The 15,423-nt window shown below is 68.4% G+C and carries 14 protein-coding genes and 1 pseudogene; 5 read left to right on the forward strand and 10 right to left on the reverse strand.

Annotated features, from left to right (window positions below):
* Nucleotides 1–94: 94 nt before the first annotated feature.
* Nucleotides 95–403, forward strand: a complete 309-nt coding sequence (locus QQK49_RS20635) for a SemiSWEET family sugar transporter (RefSeq protein ID WP_284305630.1) — start codon at nucleotides 95–97, stop codon at nucleotides 401–403.
* 72 nt (nucleotides 404–475) lie between these two features.
* Here the strand turns inward: QQK49_RS20635 and QQK49_RS20640 are convergent, their stop codons facing one another.
* The gene (locus tag QQK49_RS20640) at nucleotides 476–1,537 is read right to left on the reverse strand and encodes a YeiH family protein (RefSeq protein WP_284305631.1); all 1,062 of its coding nucleotides are present in this window, start codon (nucleotides 1,535–1,537) and stop codon (nucleotides 476–478) included.
* An 87-nt stretch (nucleotides 1,538–1,624) separates the two neighbouring features.
* On the opposite strand from QQK49_RS20640, the gene QQK49_RS20645 reads away from it, so the two are divergent.
* A complete protein-coding gene (locus QQK49_RS20645; RefSeq protein WP_284305632.1) occupies nucleotides 1,625–2,542 on the forward strand; it encodes a LysR family transcriptional regulator in 918 nt (305 codons plus the stop codon).
* 71 nt (nucleotides 2,543–2,613) lie between these two features.
* On the opposite strand, the gene QQK49_RS20650 is transcribed toward QQK49_RS20645, so the two are convergent.
* Complete coding sequence (locus QQK49_RS20650; RefSeq protein WP_284305633.1) at nucleotides 2,614–3,849, reverse strand: MFS transporter; 1,236 nt, start codon at nucleotides 3,847–3,849, stop codon at nucleotides 2,614–2,616.
* 43 nt (nucleotides 3,850–3,892) lie between these two features.
* Here QQK49_RS20650 and QQK49_RS20655 point away from each other — a divergent pair.
* Nucleotides 3,893–5,130 (forward strand): IS3 family transposase gene (locus tag QQK49_RS20655; RefSeq protein WP_284305634.1). Its coding sequence is split into 2 segments (ribosomal slippage): nucleotides 3,893–4,208 and nucleotides 4,208–5,130, totalling 1,239 coding nucleotides; the frame shifts between segments, so codons are not numbered across the junction.
* Nucleotides 5,131–5,327: 197 nt separating this feature from the next.
* Here the strand turns inward: QQK49_RS20655 and QQK49_RS23475 are convergent.
* Nucleotides 5,328–8,539, reverse strand: a pseudogene (locus QQK49_RS23475) (type I restriction endonuclease subunit R).
* A complete protein-coding gene (locus QQK49_RS20670) occupies nucleotides 8,540–9,688 on the reverse strand; it encodes a restriction endonuclease subunit S (protein ID WP_284305636.1) in 1,149 nt (382 codons plus the stop codon).
* A gap of 201 nt (nucleotides 9,689–9,889) precedes the next feature.
* On the opposite strand from QQK49_RS20670, the gene QQK49_RS20675 reads away from it, so the two are divergent.
* Both QQK49_RS20675 and QQK49_RS20680 read left to right on the forward strand, forming a co-directional pair.
* A complete protein-coding gene (locus tag QQK49_RS20675; protein WP_284305637.1) occupies nucleotides 9,890–10,033 on the forward strand; it encodes a hypothetical protein in 144 nt (47 codons plus the stop codon).
* Between the two features lie 32 nt (nucleotides 10,034–10,065).
* Nucleotides 10,066–10,641 carry a DUF8453 domain-containing protein gene (locus QQK49_RS20680; protein WP_284305638.1) on the forward strand — a complete coding sequence of 192 codons (576 nt, stop codon included), beginning with the start codon at nucleotides 10,066–10,068 and terminating at the stop codon, nucleotides 10,639–10,641.
* Nucleotides 10,642–10,751: 110 nt separating this feature from the next.
* Here QQK49_RS20680 and QQK49_RS20685 read toward each other — a convergent pair whose 3' ends face one another.
* The 6 genes from QQK49_RS20685 to QQK49_RS20705 all read right to left on the reverse strand — a co-directional run bounded on the left by QQK49_RS20685 (nucleotide 10,752) and on the right by QQK49_RS20705 (nucleotide 15,341).
* Nucleotides 10,752–10,934 (reverse strand): hypothetical protein, encoded by a 183-nt coding sequence (locus QQK49_RS20685; protein WP_284305639.1) that lies wholly within the window; start codon nucleotides 10,932–10,934, stop codon nucleotides 10,752–10,754.
* Nucleotides 10,935–11,097: 163 nt separating this feature from the next.
* Nucleotides 11,098–12,093, reverse strand: a complete 996-nt coding sequence (locus QQK49_RS23030; protein ID WP_348536240.1) for a methyltransferase domain-containing protein — start codon at nucleotides 12,091–12,093, stop codon at nucleotides 11,098–11,100.
* On the reverse strand, nucleotides 12,066–12,272 hold the full coding sequence (locus QQK49_RS23035; protein ID WP_348536241.1) for a hypothetical protein: 207 nt from the start codon (nucleotides 12,270–12,272) through the stop codon (nucleotides 12,066–12,068). Before QQK49_RS23035 ends, QQK49_RS23030 begins: the two co-directional genes overlap by 28 nt.
* Nucleotides 12,273–12,513: 241 nt before the next feature.
* Nucleotides 12,514–13,653: an N-acetylglucosamine-6-phosphate deacetylase gene (gene nagA, locus QQK49_RS20695; RefSeq protein WP_284305640.1), complete on the reverse strand. Its 1,140-nt coding sequence runs from the start codon at nucleotides 13,651–13,653 to the stop codon at nucleotides 12,514–12,516.
* 28 nt (nucleotides 13,654–13,681) lie between these two features.
* Nucleotides 13,682–14,467: a glucosamine-6-phosphate deaminase gene (nagB, locus tag QQK49_RS20700; RefSeq protein WP_284305641.1), complete on the reverse strand. Its 786-nt coding sequence runs from the start codon at nucleotides 14,465–14,467 to the stop codon at nucleotides 13,682–13,684.
* 31 nt (nucleotides 14,468–14,498) lie between these two features.
* A complete protein-coding gene (locus QQK49_RS20705; RefSeq protein ID WP_284305642.1) occupies nucleotides 14,499–15,341 on the reverse strand; it encodes a PTS sugar transporter subunit IIAB in 843 nt (280 codons plus the stop codon).
* Between the last annotated feature and the right edge of the window lie 82 nt (nucleotides 15,342–15,423).

Below are 15,423 nucleotides of genomic sequence, written 5' to 3' on the forward strand. Positions count from 1 at the left end.
CGCGTCCGCTTGGTACACTGAGCGCATCCTCGTGTCGCCCCCGTGCTGTTCGGACGAGGACCAGAGCCCGGGTCACCAGTAGGGGGCCCACATTGTGCTCAGCGACGTTGTTGGCTTTGCGGCGGCGGCATGGGGAGTCGTGATGGCCATCGCCCCCGCCTTACAGATTCACCGGATGCTGCGGACCCGATCGGCCGACGATGTATCGCTCGGGTACTTCGCCCTGCTCATCCCCGGCTTCCTGCTCTGGGTCCTGTACGGACTGTCCCGACACGATTGGCCGCTGGTGATTCCGAACACCGTCGCCACGGCCGTGGCGCTCGTGACCATCGCCGTCGCCGCGTCACTCAAGCGCAATAGCGCGCGAAGTGCTGAGGCCCGACGAAGCGGCAGGACACGCTAGACGAGGTGGCCAGGTATGTGCGAGCGCCGGCGATCCTGACCGCGGCAACGACGTCCTCACCACGGACGAACTTCAGCCGGCGAGGGTGACTCCGACGTAGGCAATGGTGGCGACGAGGATGGTGGAGAGCGCGGCCAGGGCGAAGGGCTTGAAGCCGACCTTGACGAGGTTGCGAATCTTGACGCCGCAACCGAGTCCGAACATCGCAGCAGCCAGCAGCCCGGTCTGCAGCAGCCCGCCGGTCGTGAGCACGACGCCCGGCAGAGGGGCGAAGGAACGCAGAAGCACCATGGCGATGAACCCGATGATGAACAGCGGGATGATGGGCGGCAGTTTCGAACTCGACCTTTGTTGACCGGGTTCGCCTGCCGTGCGGCTGAGACGGCGCTGCCGGATGCTGAGGGTGGCTACGACCGGGGCGAGCAGCAGCACTCGGGCGAGTTTGACGATGACCGCGGCCGTGAGCGCTTCGCCGCCGATGATGCCGCCGGCCGCTACGACCTGCGCGATCTCATGGATGGAACCCCCGGCCCACATCCCGGCTGTCTCGGAGGCCAGGCCAAGGAGGTTCGTGATCAGTGGGACGAGGGGAATCATCAGCGTTCCGAAGATCACCACGAGGGCGACCGCAGTGATGGTGTCTTCCTCGGCCTCGTCGTTGGGGTCGGTGACCCCTGCCGCGGCCGCCACAGCTGCCGCGCCGCAGATGGAGAAACCGCAGGCGATGAGCAGTGAGAGCCCGGATGGAACTCGTAGCAGCCTCCCCAGGACAACGGTGCCGAGCAGTCCGCCGGCGACAATGCACACGACGACGACCAGCATCGGGGCTCCGAGGTCGAGGATGTCGGTCAGCACTAGCTGGAGTCCGAGGAAGACGATGCCAGCGCGCAGGAGCTTCTTCGCGGAGAAGTCGATACCGTCCGAGGTTGCCGCTGGCAGCCGGACGACGTTGGCCAGGAGTACGCCGAGCGCGATCGCGATAATGAGCGGGCTGACTCCCGGCAGCAGCAGGCTGACCCCGTAGGATGCTCCGGCCGCGACGAGGCAGAGGACAAGACCGGGCAGGAGCGCGCCGACCCGGGTAAGCAGAGTGTGTTCCGGTTGGGCGGTCGCCACGTACTGGTCATGAGTCATGCGTCCATCATTTCCTCGTACCGCTCGTGTGAGTAGAGGCAGATGTGGTCCGGGCGACAAGTTAGGCTTGTGGCACGGAGGTAAGGGATGCACACCGAGCCGGACCTGGAGGCACTGCGAGCCTTGGCGCTCGTCGCGAAGGAAAGCAGCATGTCGGCGGCAAGCGCACAGTTGGGCGTGAGTCAGCAGGCGGTATCTCTGCGCATCCGGAAACTGGAAACAGATCTGCGCGTGCGACTGCTGGTGCGTTCCGCACGGGGTTCCCGATTGACCCCGGCGGGCGAGCTGATTGTCGGCTGGGGAACAACGCTGCTGACGGCGGCCGACGAGTTCTCGGATGCTGTCGATTCGCTCCGCACGGATCGCGGGAAGATGATGCGCATCGCCGCGAGCCTCACGATCGCAGAACACCTCCTGCCGGAATGGATCGCCCGGTGGCGCATCTCTCTCGGCGATGAGGGCCCGGTCGTTCAGCTCACAGCCGCCAACAGCAGCACAGTCGTCAAGGCCATACGGGAGGGAACAGCAGACCTCGGGTTCATCGAGACCCCCACCGTTCCCGCCGGCCTTAGGTCGGTCACCGTCGCTCACGACACCATCGAAGTCCTTGTGCAGCACGGTCACCGATGGGCGAAGACGGGCCGAGTGTCCGTTCGTGAACTAGCGGGCACCGGCTTGGTGCTCCGCGAGACCGGAAGTGGCACCCGACAGGCGCTCGAGGACGCCCTCGCCGATGCGGGCTTTCCCCTCGCAGCCGAGCCCGCGGCTGTGCTGACGACCACGCTCGGCGTTCGCAGCGCAATCATGGCCGGCGTCGCCCCCGGCGCTCTGAGCTCCCTGGCTGTGTCCGAGGACACCCGCGCCGGCCGACTCGTGCGAGTGCGGATCAACAACCTAAAGATCACCCGCCCGCTCACCGCCATCTGGCCCGGGACGACTCCGCCGCGTCACGTACGGGACTTCCTGGACGTCACCTCCCGCAACCGGGCGCAGGGCGAGACCTGAATCAGTAGATCTGAGCCTCAGATCAGGCCTACAAGACCGAACTATTATTGCGTCCCGGCGGCGTGCTCTCGTCACGGTGTGAACGTGTCGTCAGTGCCGGGTCTTCCCGCTGACATGACGTGGACGGCTACTGCGAGCAATCCTGCAGCGAACGCGACCGTGGCTCCGAGGGCGGCGGCGCGGAAGCCCGCGATTCCGCCGAGCCCTGTGGCGAGAGCTCCGAGGAGAGCGACACCGACGACGCTGCCGGTTTGTCTGGCGGCATTGATGATGCTCCCCGCGATCCCGCTGAACTGCTCGGGTGCAGCGGAGACGGCTGCCGTGGTTGCGGCGGGCATGGCGATGGCCATCCCGAGTCCGGCGAGGAACGTCAGGATCGCGACGACCGGGTAGGGCGTGTTCATGTCGAAGATCATGAGGCTCGCGAATCCGGCGGTGCCGACCGCCAGCCCGGTGAGCATCGCTGCCTGCGGGGTGTGGCGGGCGGTGATCCTGCCGCCAAGGGGTGCGCCGATGATCGCGCCGAGCGCTTGGGGTGCGAGCACCAGTCCGGCTGCGAACGGGGCAAGCGCGCGGGTGTCTTGGACGTAGAGGGCGAGCGCGAAGAGCTGGCCGAAGAAGCTGAAGTTCAGCACGAACCCGACCACGGTCGCCAGGGAGAAGCCCGGCGCGGTGAACACCGGCAGCGGGAGCATCGGTGGCGCGGCGCGGCGCTCGTGCCCGACGAACCCGACCCCTGCGATGACGGAGACGGTGAACGCGATACCCGATCGCGCGGTCAGCCCGTGTTCACCGGTGTCGATGACGGCGTAGGTCAACGCAGCGAGGGTCAGGATCGCCATCGCCTGCCCACCAGCGTCCATCCGGCTCTGCCGACCAGTGCGGGCGGGGAGCACGCGGAGCGCGCCGATGCCAATGAGAAGGATGACGGGGAGGTTGACCCAGAACACGGCCCGCCACCCGATCCCGGTGAGCAGCACGCCGCCGAGCAGCGGGCCGACCGCGGCAGCAACACCGCCCGCGCCACCCCAGAGGCCGACCGCTCGTGCCCGTGCTTCGCGCTCGGGGAAAAGGCCGGCCAGGAGCGCGAGTGTCGCCGGTACGATCGCGGCGGCTCCGACACCCTGCACGGCACGAAAAGCGACCAGCACGCCGGCGTTCGGTGCGAGCGCGCAAGCGACCGACGCGAGCGCGAAGACCATCAATCCGGCGAGATAGACCCGCCGTGCCCCGTAGCGGTCGCAGGCAGTCCCAGCGGGCAGCAGGAGCGCGGCGAACACGGGGGCTTGACCCCTGATCTTGGACACGCTGAATCCAGCATCGTGCTGGGGAAGCGAGATGATCCCGTCTATGGCCAGGAAGAACTACACCGACGAGTTCCGTCGGCAGGCCGTTGATCTGTACGAGTCCACACCCGGTGCCACGTTGAGAGGCATCGCCGACGACCTTGGGATCTCCCGAGGCACCTTGTCGGACTGGGTCAAGACGTTCGGCACGGGTTCGACGACCACCGCGATCACCAGCAGCAAGCCGCCGACCGGAAGGCCGGAGACACAGGCCGAGAAGGTTGCCCGGCTCGAAGCCCGGGTCGCCGAGCTCGAGGCGGACAAGACCAAGATCGAGACCGAGAAGTCGATACTTCGTCAGGCGGCAAAGTATTTCGCTGGGGAGACGAACTGGTGAGCCGCTTCCAGTTCGTTGCCGACCACCGAGACACCTTCAAGGTGAAGCGGCTGTGTGAGGTCATCGAGATCAACAGGTCCTCGTTCTACGCCTGGGAGAACGCTGCGCCGGCGCGAGCCGAACGCGCTGCCGCAGACGATGAGCTCGCGGACCGGATCCGTGCGGTCCAGGACCCTGCCCAGGGCGGTGACAAGGCCTACGGTGCGCCGCGGGTGACCGCAGAGCTCAACGACGGCGTCGATGTCGAGGATCGGGTCAACCACAAGCGCGTCGCACGCGTGATGGCTGAGAACGGCCTGGCCGGGATCCGGCTCCGGCGGAAGGTCCGCACCACGATCCCCGAACCCTCAGACCAGAAGGTGCCCGACCTGCTGAAGCGGCACTTCACCGCCGCGAGCGTGAACACCAAGTACGTCGGAGACATCACTTACCTGCCGCTTGCCGACGGGTCGAACCTTTACCTGGCGACCGTGATCGACTGCTGCTCCCGAAAGCTCGCCGGCTGGGCGGTCGCGAACCACATGCGCACCAGCCTCGTCGAGGATGCGCTCAAGGCCGCCCTAGCCGACCGAGGCAGCCTGCGCGGGGCGATCTTCCACGCCGACCACGGCTCGGTCTACACCTCCAAGGACTACGCCAAGCTCTGCGGGCAGCTCGGCGTGATCCGGTCCCTCGGTGCCGTCGGCACGAGCGCCGACAACGCCCTCGCGGAGTCGTTCAACGCCACCCTCAAACGAGAGACCCTGGCCGGCGCCGCGACCTACTCCGACGAAGCATCATGCCGCCGCGAGGTCTTCCGATGGGCGGTCCGCTACAACACCCGCCGGCGCCACTCCTCCCTCGGCCAGGTGTCCCCGAACACCTACGAGAACAACCTCGCGACTACCATCCCGGAAGCCGCGTAATCCAACACACCCCGTGTCCAAAGATCGGGGGCAAGGCCCGACGACTCGCTGGATCGACGCGTCAGGCCACTCCTGACGAGCACCGACGAGATCCGCCACCAATCCGCGGATGTCGAGCCAGCGCCACCCAGGGACCTTGCCGAGCTGTTTGCGCCCGCCGTAGTAGAGGTTGAAGCCGTCGACATAGACCCCGACCTTCATCGTTCGTCTCCCTCCACGTATTTCGGTGCGAGCGCTTCCATCTGCTCGATGACGAGCCGGATGGCCTCGGGCTGCTGGTCGGGCGGGTACTTGTACTTGACGAGCAGGCGCTTGATGGACACCCGCAGCTTGGCACGGACGTCCTCGCGCACGGTCCAGTCGGTGCGCACGTCGCGGCGCATGATGCCGATGAGCTCGCGGGCGATCTGGGCGAGGGTGTCCTCGCCCTGCAGGAGAACCGCGGCCTCGTTCTGGCTGACCGCGTCGTACAGCGCCAGCTCGTCGCGCGCCAGGGGCGGGTCGAACTTCTCCCCGCGGTCGGCGTCGGCGGCGACGTCGCGGGCGAACCGGATCAGCTCCTCGATCACCTCGGCCGCGGTGAGCTGCGAGTTGACGTACCGGTTCATCAGCTCGGCCAGGCGCTCCGAGAACTGCCGCTCACGGCTGAGGTTGCCGCCGGTCACGGCGTTGACGTCCTCGGTGAGTGCCGCACGCAGAGCCTCGATCGCCACGTTGGGCGCAGGAGTCGTGCGCAGCGACTCGATCGCGCCGGGCGTCAACCGGCCGAGGTCGGGCCGTTCGATGCCGATCTTCGCGTAGATGTCGACGACCTCGCCGGGACTCGTCACATCGACGATGAGCGAGCGCAGCAGGCGCGCGATGTCCTCCGGCACGGGCTTCCCGGACGCGCGCCGCTCCTCGGCCTCGAGCTTGGCGATGTAGACGCGCACCTCCTGGTGGAACCGGAAGTCCGGTCGCCGCAGCTCCAGCACGTCCGAGCCGCCGGCGATCGCCCACGCCCGCGACACCTGACGGGCCAGGCGTCGATACCGGGCGTACGCCGACTCCCCTCCTCGCCCTCGGCGTCCTCGACTCCCTGGCGGGCGGCGGGTGAGAGCAGCGCGTTCGCGGCGGCGAGCACGGTGTTGAGGTACGCCGACGGCGAGGCGTCCCCGCGGAGCCGGGCGTGCCAGTCCAGCGGCAGCGTCGCGTCGAGCTCGGTGAGCAGGTCGAGGGCGAGCTGCACCGTCTCGTCGGTCTGCCGGCCCTGGGGCTTGGCGCGGCGGTCGGTGTCGCTGTACTCGGCGAGCGCGGCCTCGAGGTTCTCCACGAGCGGCGCGTACCCGACGAGCAGACCGTTGTCCTTGCCGCGGTAGGTCCTGTTGACGCGGGCCAGGGTCTGCATGAGCAGCGCGCCCTTGAGCGGCCGGTCGACGTAGAGAGTGTGCAGGCTCGGGGCGTCGAAGCCGGTGAGCAGCATGTCCTTGACGATGACGATCTCGAGTTCGTCGTCGGCGGTCTTGATGCGCTTCTGGATGGCCTGCTGTTCGTGCCCGCGGCGCACGTGGCGGCTGATCGGGTCGGGGTCGGTCGTCGTGCCGGAGTAGACGACCTTGACCTTGCCGCGCTCGATCGCGTCGGAGTGCCACGTGTCGTCGCCGGCCTCGCGGCGCTGGGTGACGATCTCCTCATACAGGCGGGCGGCGATCTCGCGGGTGGCGCAGACGACCATCGCCTTGCCGCCGACCTCGATCTGCGGCAGCATCGCCGCCTTGCGCTGCTCCCAGTGGGCGAGCAGGTCGGCGGCGAGCCGGCGGATGCGGTCGGGGTGGCCGTACAGCTCGTTGATGACGGCGACGGACCGCTCGATCTTCTCCCGCTCGATCGTGTCGAGTCCCTCGGTCGCCTCGTCGGCGGCGGCGTCGATGACGTCCTCGGTGACGTCGGCCAGGCGGGCGAGCGGGATGAGTCGCGGCTCGAAGAAGACGGACACGGTCGCGCCGTCCTCGACGGCCCGGGTGAGGTCGTAGACGTCGACGTAGTCGCCGAACACGTGGCGGGTGTCGCGCTCGGCGAAGCTGACCGGGGTGCCGGTGAACGCGATGAACGAGGCGCCGGGCAGGGCGTGGCGCAGGTGGGCGGCGTACCCGTCGAGGTCGTCGTAGTGGCTGCGGTGGGCCTCGTCGACGACGACGAGCACGTTGCGTCGATCCGTGAGCACGGGGTGGCTGGCGCCCGCGTCGCGCTCGGCCTTGCTGAGCCCGAACTTCTGCAGGGTCGTGAAGTAGATGCCGCCGGAGGCGCGCCCGTCGAGCTCGGCCCGCAACTGAGCGCGGGTCGCGATCTGCACCGGTGTCTCGGGGAGGAGCTTGCTGTCGGCGAACGAGTGGTAGAGCTGGCCGTCGAGTTCGCGCCGGTCGGTGATGACGACGATCGTCGGGTTGGCCAGGGCGGGCGTGCGGTGCACGGCGGCGGCGTACAGCTCCATCTCCATCGACTTGCCGGAGCCCTGCGTGTGCCAGACGACGCCGGCGCGCCCGTCGCTGCGGACGGCCTCGACGGTGGAGCCGACGGCCTTGGTCACCGCGAAGTACTGGTGCGGCTTGGCGATGCGCTTGGCGAGCACGCCGTCCCGTTCGCTGAACGCCGTGTAGCCGCGCAGGAGCTGGATGAACCGTTCCTGGTTGAACAGCCCGAACAGCAGGATCTCCAGCGGGCTCGCGTAGGTGTCGTCCTCGTGCGGGTCACCGGCGCGGATGACCGCGCCCTCGTCGTCGACGTTCCACGGGCTGAAGTGGTCGAACCCGGTGAACGGGGTGCCGTAGCGGGCGGTGGCGCCGTCGCTGGCGACGGTGAGGAGCACCGTGCGGAACGCCATCGGGAACTCGCGCAGGTACAGCGCGAGCTGGGCGTGCGCACCGGAGGAGTCGGCCCGCTCATCGCCGGAGCGCTTGAGCTCGACGACCGCGACGGGCAGCCCGTTGCAGTAGAGGACGACATCGAACCGGCGGTGGTGCTCCCGGTCGCGCAGGGTGACCTGGTTGACGACGAGCCAGTCGTTCTCGGCGGGCTCGGTGGAGATGAGCCGGATCGTCGGCGTCCGCTCGATGCCGTTCGAGTCGAGGTAGGTGACGCCCGTGTAGCCCTTCGTCATGACCTCGTGGAGGCGGTAGTTCTCCGCAAGCGCGTCGTTCGAGCGGGGACGGAGGATCTCGGCCTGCGCCTGCTGCAGGTACGTCTGCGGCACGTCGGGGTTGAGGCGCGCCAACGCCGCCGCGATCCGCGGCTGGATGACGGGGTCACTCCACGACTCCCGCTCCCCGCTCCCCGGCGCGATCTCCTCGCCACGCAGGAGCGGCCAGCCCAGCTCCCCGAGGGCGTTGAGGGCCAAGTCCTCCCACTGCGCCTCCGACCCGAACCTGGCCACTCAGACCACCCCTTCCACGGTCTTCTCGGCGTCCTTGACGCGGAGGCGTCCCGACATGAGTTCGGGGAGCAGCGCATCGCGGAGACCCGCGAGAGCCCGGGATTCAACTGCGGCTGCGTCTTGGCGGGCATTGAACGACCTCGTCCGCTTGACGAAGTCCCCATTCGTGGCCACGTCGATACGGGGCATGGGATAAGAGGCGATCGCACCCCGACGCAGGTGCAGAACGGTGGTACCAGACGTATGAGCGAGACAGTGCTGGCGAAACTGCTCATCACGCAGAACGGCGAGGAGCAACTCGGAGGGAAGCGCGTCCATAGGCCGAACAACTGCCAGGTCGAGGGAAGCCACGGCGTCGCCCGTGCCCAGCCCGCCCTTTGGGAGGCGAACGGCGCGGCCAACTACGTCCGCAGCCTGAGTGAGGTCCGTCTGGGCCACGACGATGTCACCTGCCGTGACGCGCTGTTCCGATTTAGAGACACCTCGAAATCCCTTCAGTCCACGCTCCGCATATCGTCCTTCGCGCGTGACTGACTTCAACGTGACCAGATTGTCGGCAGCGCCCTCCTCGAGCTCGGCGCTGCGGTAGGACAGGCCATTCACGATGTCGGCCAAGTCGCCAACCGTATCCCCAGCCCCTGGCTCGGCCCGCAGTATCAACTCCCGACCCAATGCATCAGTGAGAAGTTGCAGCGTGTCGACAAGGCGTTCGTTGGCGGCGATCTTGTCGTCGAGCGCGCCCAGCACCTCCGCAATCGCCCGCTGTTCAGCCAGCGCAGGGATACGTACAGGCACCTGAGCGATATAGTTGCGGTTCAACATTGGCTGCACGCTGCCAGAATCGAATCCGCGTAGGTCCAACGCTTGAAACAGGCGGAATAGAAAGGCAGGGTCATTACCCTTGAAGTCTGCAGCGTAAAGAGTTGTATTCAGAGGCCAGTAGTCACGGTCACTCCACGTTGGCACCCCCAGGTTCGTCGCTCGGCCGACGGCAAAGCCCGGGCCCTCGACCATGGACACGTTGTGGGAACCTACGGATTGACCTGCCGATAAAATGGGCACATCTCCCGGCTGTCGTTCCGCGTGGGGCAGGTCGAATCCCCTGCGCAACTCCACGACTTCGCTCAGAGCCTTTGCTTCCCAGGTCATGCGACCTGGTGCCGCGCGACCTGCACGCCGTCCCGCAGACGACGCGAGGCCACGAGGCGGTCTAGAGGGGGTGTTGCTGTACCTCTACCGACTCCTCGGCCTCACTGGCCTGATCGTGCAGCTGAGCTTCCTCATGGCCAAGGCCTGGGGTGCCGCCTTGCTAGCCGGTGACCCGTCGACGTCCACCGGCCGTGCCGGTGCGTGGCTGGGGAGAAGCTGACCGGCGCCATTCCCTTCGGGTGGGGCGCGGCAACCTTCAACCTGGTCTTCGCGGCGATGTGCGTCGCTGTCATCCACCCCTTCACGCTGGCATGGATTCTCACCTTGCCCTCCACCATCACCTGAAAGGACACTAAAATATGACTCCCGACCCATGGATGGCTATGGGCATCTCAGGCGCAGCAGCCTTCTTCACCGGAATTGCGGCAATCTTCACCGGGCTCAGTGCGTGGCAGACAGGGCGAACCGCGAAAGCTGCGGTCGATCAGGTCGAGCTGCAGCGACAGATTCAAATCGATGCCGCCCAGCCGTACGTCTGGGCCGACATCGGCGAGCACCCCACCAAGCAGGGCGTGATCGCTCTACGGATCAAGTGCGAGGGTCCCACGGCTGCTCGCAACGTCAGGCTCACGTGCGATCGATCCCTGCCCAGCGATGAGCAACTCGCCACGTGGGCGGAGAAGGCCCAACACGCCATGGAGGAAGGAACCAGCTATCTCGCGCCCGGCCGGGACCTCATCTGGTCCCTTGGAGTGGGCCACCGCGTCCTCCGGGAGGGGGCCGACTTCCGCTACCGCTGCAGCCTGTCGTACGACGGCCCGTATGGACCCGTCGGGCCGATCGACTTCGTCATCGACCTCGGCGACTGGCGCACATCGAATCCGAACCCACCCGGCTCGCTGAACGAGATCAGGCTGGCGATCCGTGATCTTGCCAAGGCGGTAGAGAAGTGAGATCGATGTGGTCGTTCCTGAGTCCTACCCCCGAGGGCCGGGCATCTGGGATGCTGTGGAGCGTCGATCGCGATGTCCGACGCCACAAGGTTGCGCTCTGAGCCTCGTGATCAGCAGTCCTGACACCCGGGGAGCAGCAGAGCCTCGGCGAGGTCGATCTCCAGGTATTCGCAGGCGAGCCGCATTTGGGGGCGCGTCAACTCGCCGTCTCCCATCAGGATCGCCAGGGCGTGCGCCGGCGTCGTCCCGATGACGTCGGCGAAGACGAGCGGCGAGACTGCCTGGTTCGCCATCTCGGCAGCGAGGACGCCGAGTATCCGTTGGGAAAGGTCCACGGGAACCCATCGGCACCGAACCTGCGAGTATGAATGGTCTGACTTTATCCCTGATCGGCAGTCCGCTTGCGCGAGGCGGAAATCGGGCTGAACCACCCCTCCGGCCCACGCGGCGCGTGGATCAGCGCTCCTGGAGCTCGATCCTGTTGCCGACGCCGTCGTGGGTGTGGAAGCGGCGGATGCCGGGGATGGCGTCGTCCCACGTCACCGGGTGGCCGGCGGCGCGGACGCGGCGCGCGATCTCGTCGATGTCGGGGACGAGCAGGCACGGGTGGGCCTTGCGGGCCGGGGAGAAGTCGGCCTCCACGCCGACATGGATCACCGCCTGCCCCGAGGCGAACCAGGCGCCGCCGCGTGCGGCGAGGATCGGTGGTTTCGGGATCTCCGTCATGCCGAGCACGCCTGCGTAGAACCCGCGCTGAACGTCCTCATCGCCGGCCGCGCACGCCACCTGCACGTGGTCGATGCCGACGACGGCCGACACCGACTCCGACACCGACCCGGTCCGTCGTCCGATCGCGAAGACCCGCCGGAACGGCAGGGCGACCCCGAACGGCTCCTCCGGATACGCCTGGCGCAACCGCCGCTCGTACTCGCTGGTGAACTCGACGAACTCCTCCTCGGTCAGGATCTGCCGCACCGGGCGCAGGCCGGTCGAGCGGACCCACGACAACACCGGATGCTCGTCGTGCTCCCCCGATAGGAGGTGCATATACGTGGTTTCCCACGCATCGGCCTCGAATCCTGCGCCCACCAGGACCCGGACGTAGTCGGTCGGATCCGCCGATGCGCGGGCCCGGTTCAGGGCCGGCACCAACTCCGCCGCCCGGGGATGCGTGGACGCAACCTCACGCATCAGCGCATGCGCAGGCGCCTGCATGTTGCCCGGCACCTGCAGCGCGATCACCCCACCCGGGCCGAGTGCCTCGAGCCACCTCGGCAGGAGGTCGAGGTGCGACGGAACCCACTGCAGCACAGCGTTGGTCACCACCAGGTCGATCGGGCCGTCACGCGTCGCGTCCCAGTTCTCCGCGGAGAGCCGCCGCCACTCCACGAGGTCGGCGCCATCGGCCGCGCGCGCCGTCTCGATCATCTGCGGCGAGGGGTCGATGCCCACCACCCGCGCGGCCGGCCACCGCCGGCGAGCTCGATCGTCATCTCCCCGCTGCCACACCCCAGATCGACCACCGTGCGCGGACGGATGGCGCCGACCCGCGCCATCAGGTCGTCGAACGGCCGTCGTCGCTCCTGCGCGAACCGCCCGTAGGCGACCGGATCCCACTCGTGCGTGACCATCGGAACCTCCAGGTATCTCGACATCGAGATAAATCGATGATCCGAGAGTAGCTCGAACACGCGGAACGTCGCGGTGATCAGTGAAGTGTGCGCACACGGGCGGACCGCGTCCCACGTGCTCGAGCGGTCGAGGGCCGCAAGGCCGCGCGCGTCTCCGTCTGGCGACCCGTACTCCGTCGTGCCCGCCATCGCCGAGACCGCCGCCTATAACGGGCGGTCTCGGCGGATGGGGTGGTCGGGGTCAGGGAAGGTCGAGCCAGCGGCCCGTCGTCATGACCCGGTCGACCTGGAGATCTGCGTCGAGGACGACGAGGTCGGCTCGACCACCGGGGGTGAGCGCGGCGTCCTCGGCGCCCACGGTCCTGGCCGGGTTGACCGACGTCTGCCGCGCAGCGTGCAGCAGGGCGGCGTCGCCGGTGTGTCCGCCGTGGGTCACCGCGAACCGGAAGAGCTGGTCCATCGTCGCGGTGCTCCCGGCGATGGTCTCGGTGCCGGCGACGCGGGCGGTGCCCTCGACGACCTCGACCGCGAGCGACCCCAACAGGTAACGGCCGTCGCACATCCCGGCCGCCGACATCGCATCCGTCACGAGGGCGACGCGCTCGGCGCCGACGCGGCGTGCGTACTCGCGGTAGATCGCCGGATGCAGGTGCGTGCCGTCGGTGATCATCTCGATCGTGACCCCCGGGTCCTCCACCAGCGCCACGATCGGACCCGGCTCGCGGTGGTGGATCGGGCGCATCGCGTTGAACAGGTGGGTGGCCACGGTCGCGCCGGCGTCGATCGCCGCGCGCGTCTCGTCGTACGTGGCGTCGGTGTGGCCGACCGCGGCGACCGCCCCGGCCTCGGCGATCTGCCGGACGGCGCGCAGCGAGCCGGGGAGTTCGGGGGCCAGGGTGACCATGCGGATCGCCCCGTCCGCCGCCGCGAACACCCGCACCAGCTCGTCGGGCTCGGGGTTGCGCAGCGTCGAACGGTCATGTGCGCCGAGGCGATTCGGCGACATCCACGGGCCCTCCAGGTGCACCCCGAGGATCCGCCCGTCCTGCACGTGCTCGGCGAGCACCGACACCTGACGCAGCAGATCGCCGGGGTGCGCCGACACCAGCGACGCCATGATCCGCGTCGTCCCGTGCCGACGGTGGAACGCGACCGCCTCCTGCGTCGCCTCGGCGGTGGCGTCGGAGAACGCCCCGCCGCCACCGCCGTGGGTGTGCATGTCGACGAAACCCGGGACGACCGTGACAGCCCCGAGGGCGTGGTCGACAGGCCGGTCGGGCACCCCGGCGCCGACGGCGGCCACGCGCCCGCCGGTGACCTCGATCCATCCCGGCCGCATCACCTCGGTGCCGGTGACGACGGCGTCGGCGGTGATCAGCATGCTCCGAACTCCTTGCGCCGCACCCGGATCAGACTCCCTGCCAGGAGGGTTTGGCCTCCCACGTCTGCCGGTAGTAATTCGCCAGCTGCAGACGTCCGGCCGCCGCCGGATCGAGCAGGACCGTCACGTGCGGATGGTGCTGCAGGATCGTCGCCGGCCACATGGCGCTGACGGCACCCTCGGCCATGTGATGCACGGCCTCCGCCTTGCCCGACCCGGTGGCCACGAGCATGACGTGCCGCGCCGCCATGATCGTGGCCAACCCCTGGGTCAGGCAGTGCGTGGGCACCGCGTCGACGTCGTCACCGAAGAACCGGGCGTTGTCGATGCGGGTCTGCCTGGTCAGCGTCTTGATCCGCGTGCGCGAGGCCAGCGACGACCCCGGCTCGTTGAACGCGATGTGACCGTCGGTGCCGATGCCGAGGATCTGCAGATCCACACCGCCGGCCTCGGCGATCGCCGCCTCGTACTCCTCGCAGGCCGCCGGGATGTCCTCCGCCGACCCGTCCGGACCCCGTACCGCGTCGGGAGCGAAGTCCACCCGGTCCACGAAGTCACGGTCGATGACGTTGCGGTACCGCTCGGGATGGTCCTTCGGCAGACCGACGTACTCGTCGAGGGTGAACGCGCGGGCCTGCGCGAAGCTGACCCCACCCTGCTCGTGCCGGCGAACCAGCTCGTCGTACACGGACAGCGGGGACGAACCCGTCGCCAGTCCGAGCACGGCCTGCGGTCGCCGGCCGAGCAGATCGGTGAATGCGTCGGCCCCGACACGGCCGATCTCCGCCGCGTCCTCGAGGATGACGATCTCCATCGGTGCTCCTTTCGAGCCGGTTCGTGCCGGGTCAGCGGTGGGAGGTGAACAGCTCGTCGAGACGCTCCACCTCGCGGTGCGCGTCGCCGCGGATGCCGTCGGCCTTCGCCTCGAGCACGACGACCGGGACGATCGGGTTGCGCCCGGTGCCGGCGACGGTCGGGACGTCGTACCTGATGACGAGATCGCCGGTGCGCACGCGAGCACCCTGCTCGACCTGGGTCGTGAAGCCCTGACCGCGCAACTGCACGGTGTCGAGTCCGAGGTGGACCAGGACGCCGACGCCGTCGTCGGTCTGGATGGCGTAGGCGTGCGGCCACAGCTGCACCACCGTGCCGTCGACGGGCGCGACCGCCTCGACCACGCTGCGCGGCGGGTCGATGGCCAGGCCGTGGCCGACCATGCCCTTGGCGAACGTCTCGTCGGGCACCTCGGACAACGGCAGTACACGCCCGCTGATCGGGGCGAGGACGGTGGTGACGCCCGACGTGGACGCCTTCGTGGCGGTGGCGGTGGCGGTCGTGCCGGGGGCGGAGCTGGTCGGGATGTCCTCGCCGGCCAGAGCCCGCTTCATGTCGCCCTTCAGGGCGTCGGCCTGGGGGCCGAACACGGCCTGGACGTTGTTGCCGACCTCCATGACACCCGCTGCGCCGAGCGCACGCAGGCGGTCCTTGTCGACCTGACCCTTGTCGGCGACCTGCACGCGCAGGCGGGTGATGCACGCGTCGACGTCGACGAGGTTCGACCGCCCACCGAAGGCGGCGATGAGCTGCGCGGCCTTGCCGGCGCGGTCACTCGCGGCGGGCTCGTCGTGGCCGGCGTCGGAGTGGCCCCCTCGAGGTCGGCGTCGCGGCCCGGGATGCGCAGGTTCCACTTGACGATCACGAACCGGAACAGCACGTAGTAGAGGACGAAGAACACGACACCCATCGCGACCAGCAGCGGGATGTTCTTCG

The organism is Mobilicoccus caccae, from assembly GCF_030161635.1.
In the GTDB taxonomy this organism is placed as follows: Bacteria; Actinomycetota; Actinomycetes; order Actinomycetales; family Dermatophilaceae; genus Mobilicoccus; species Mobilicoccus caccae.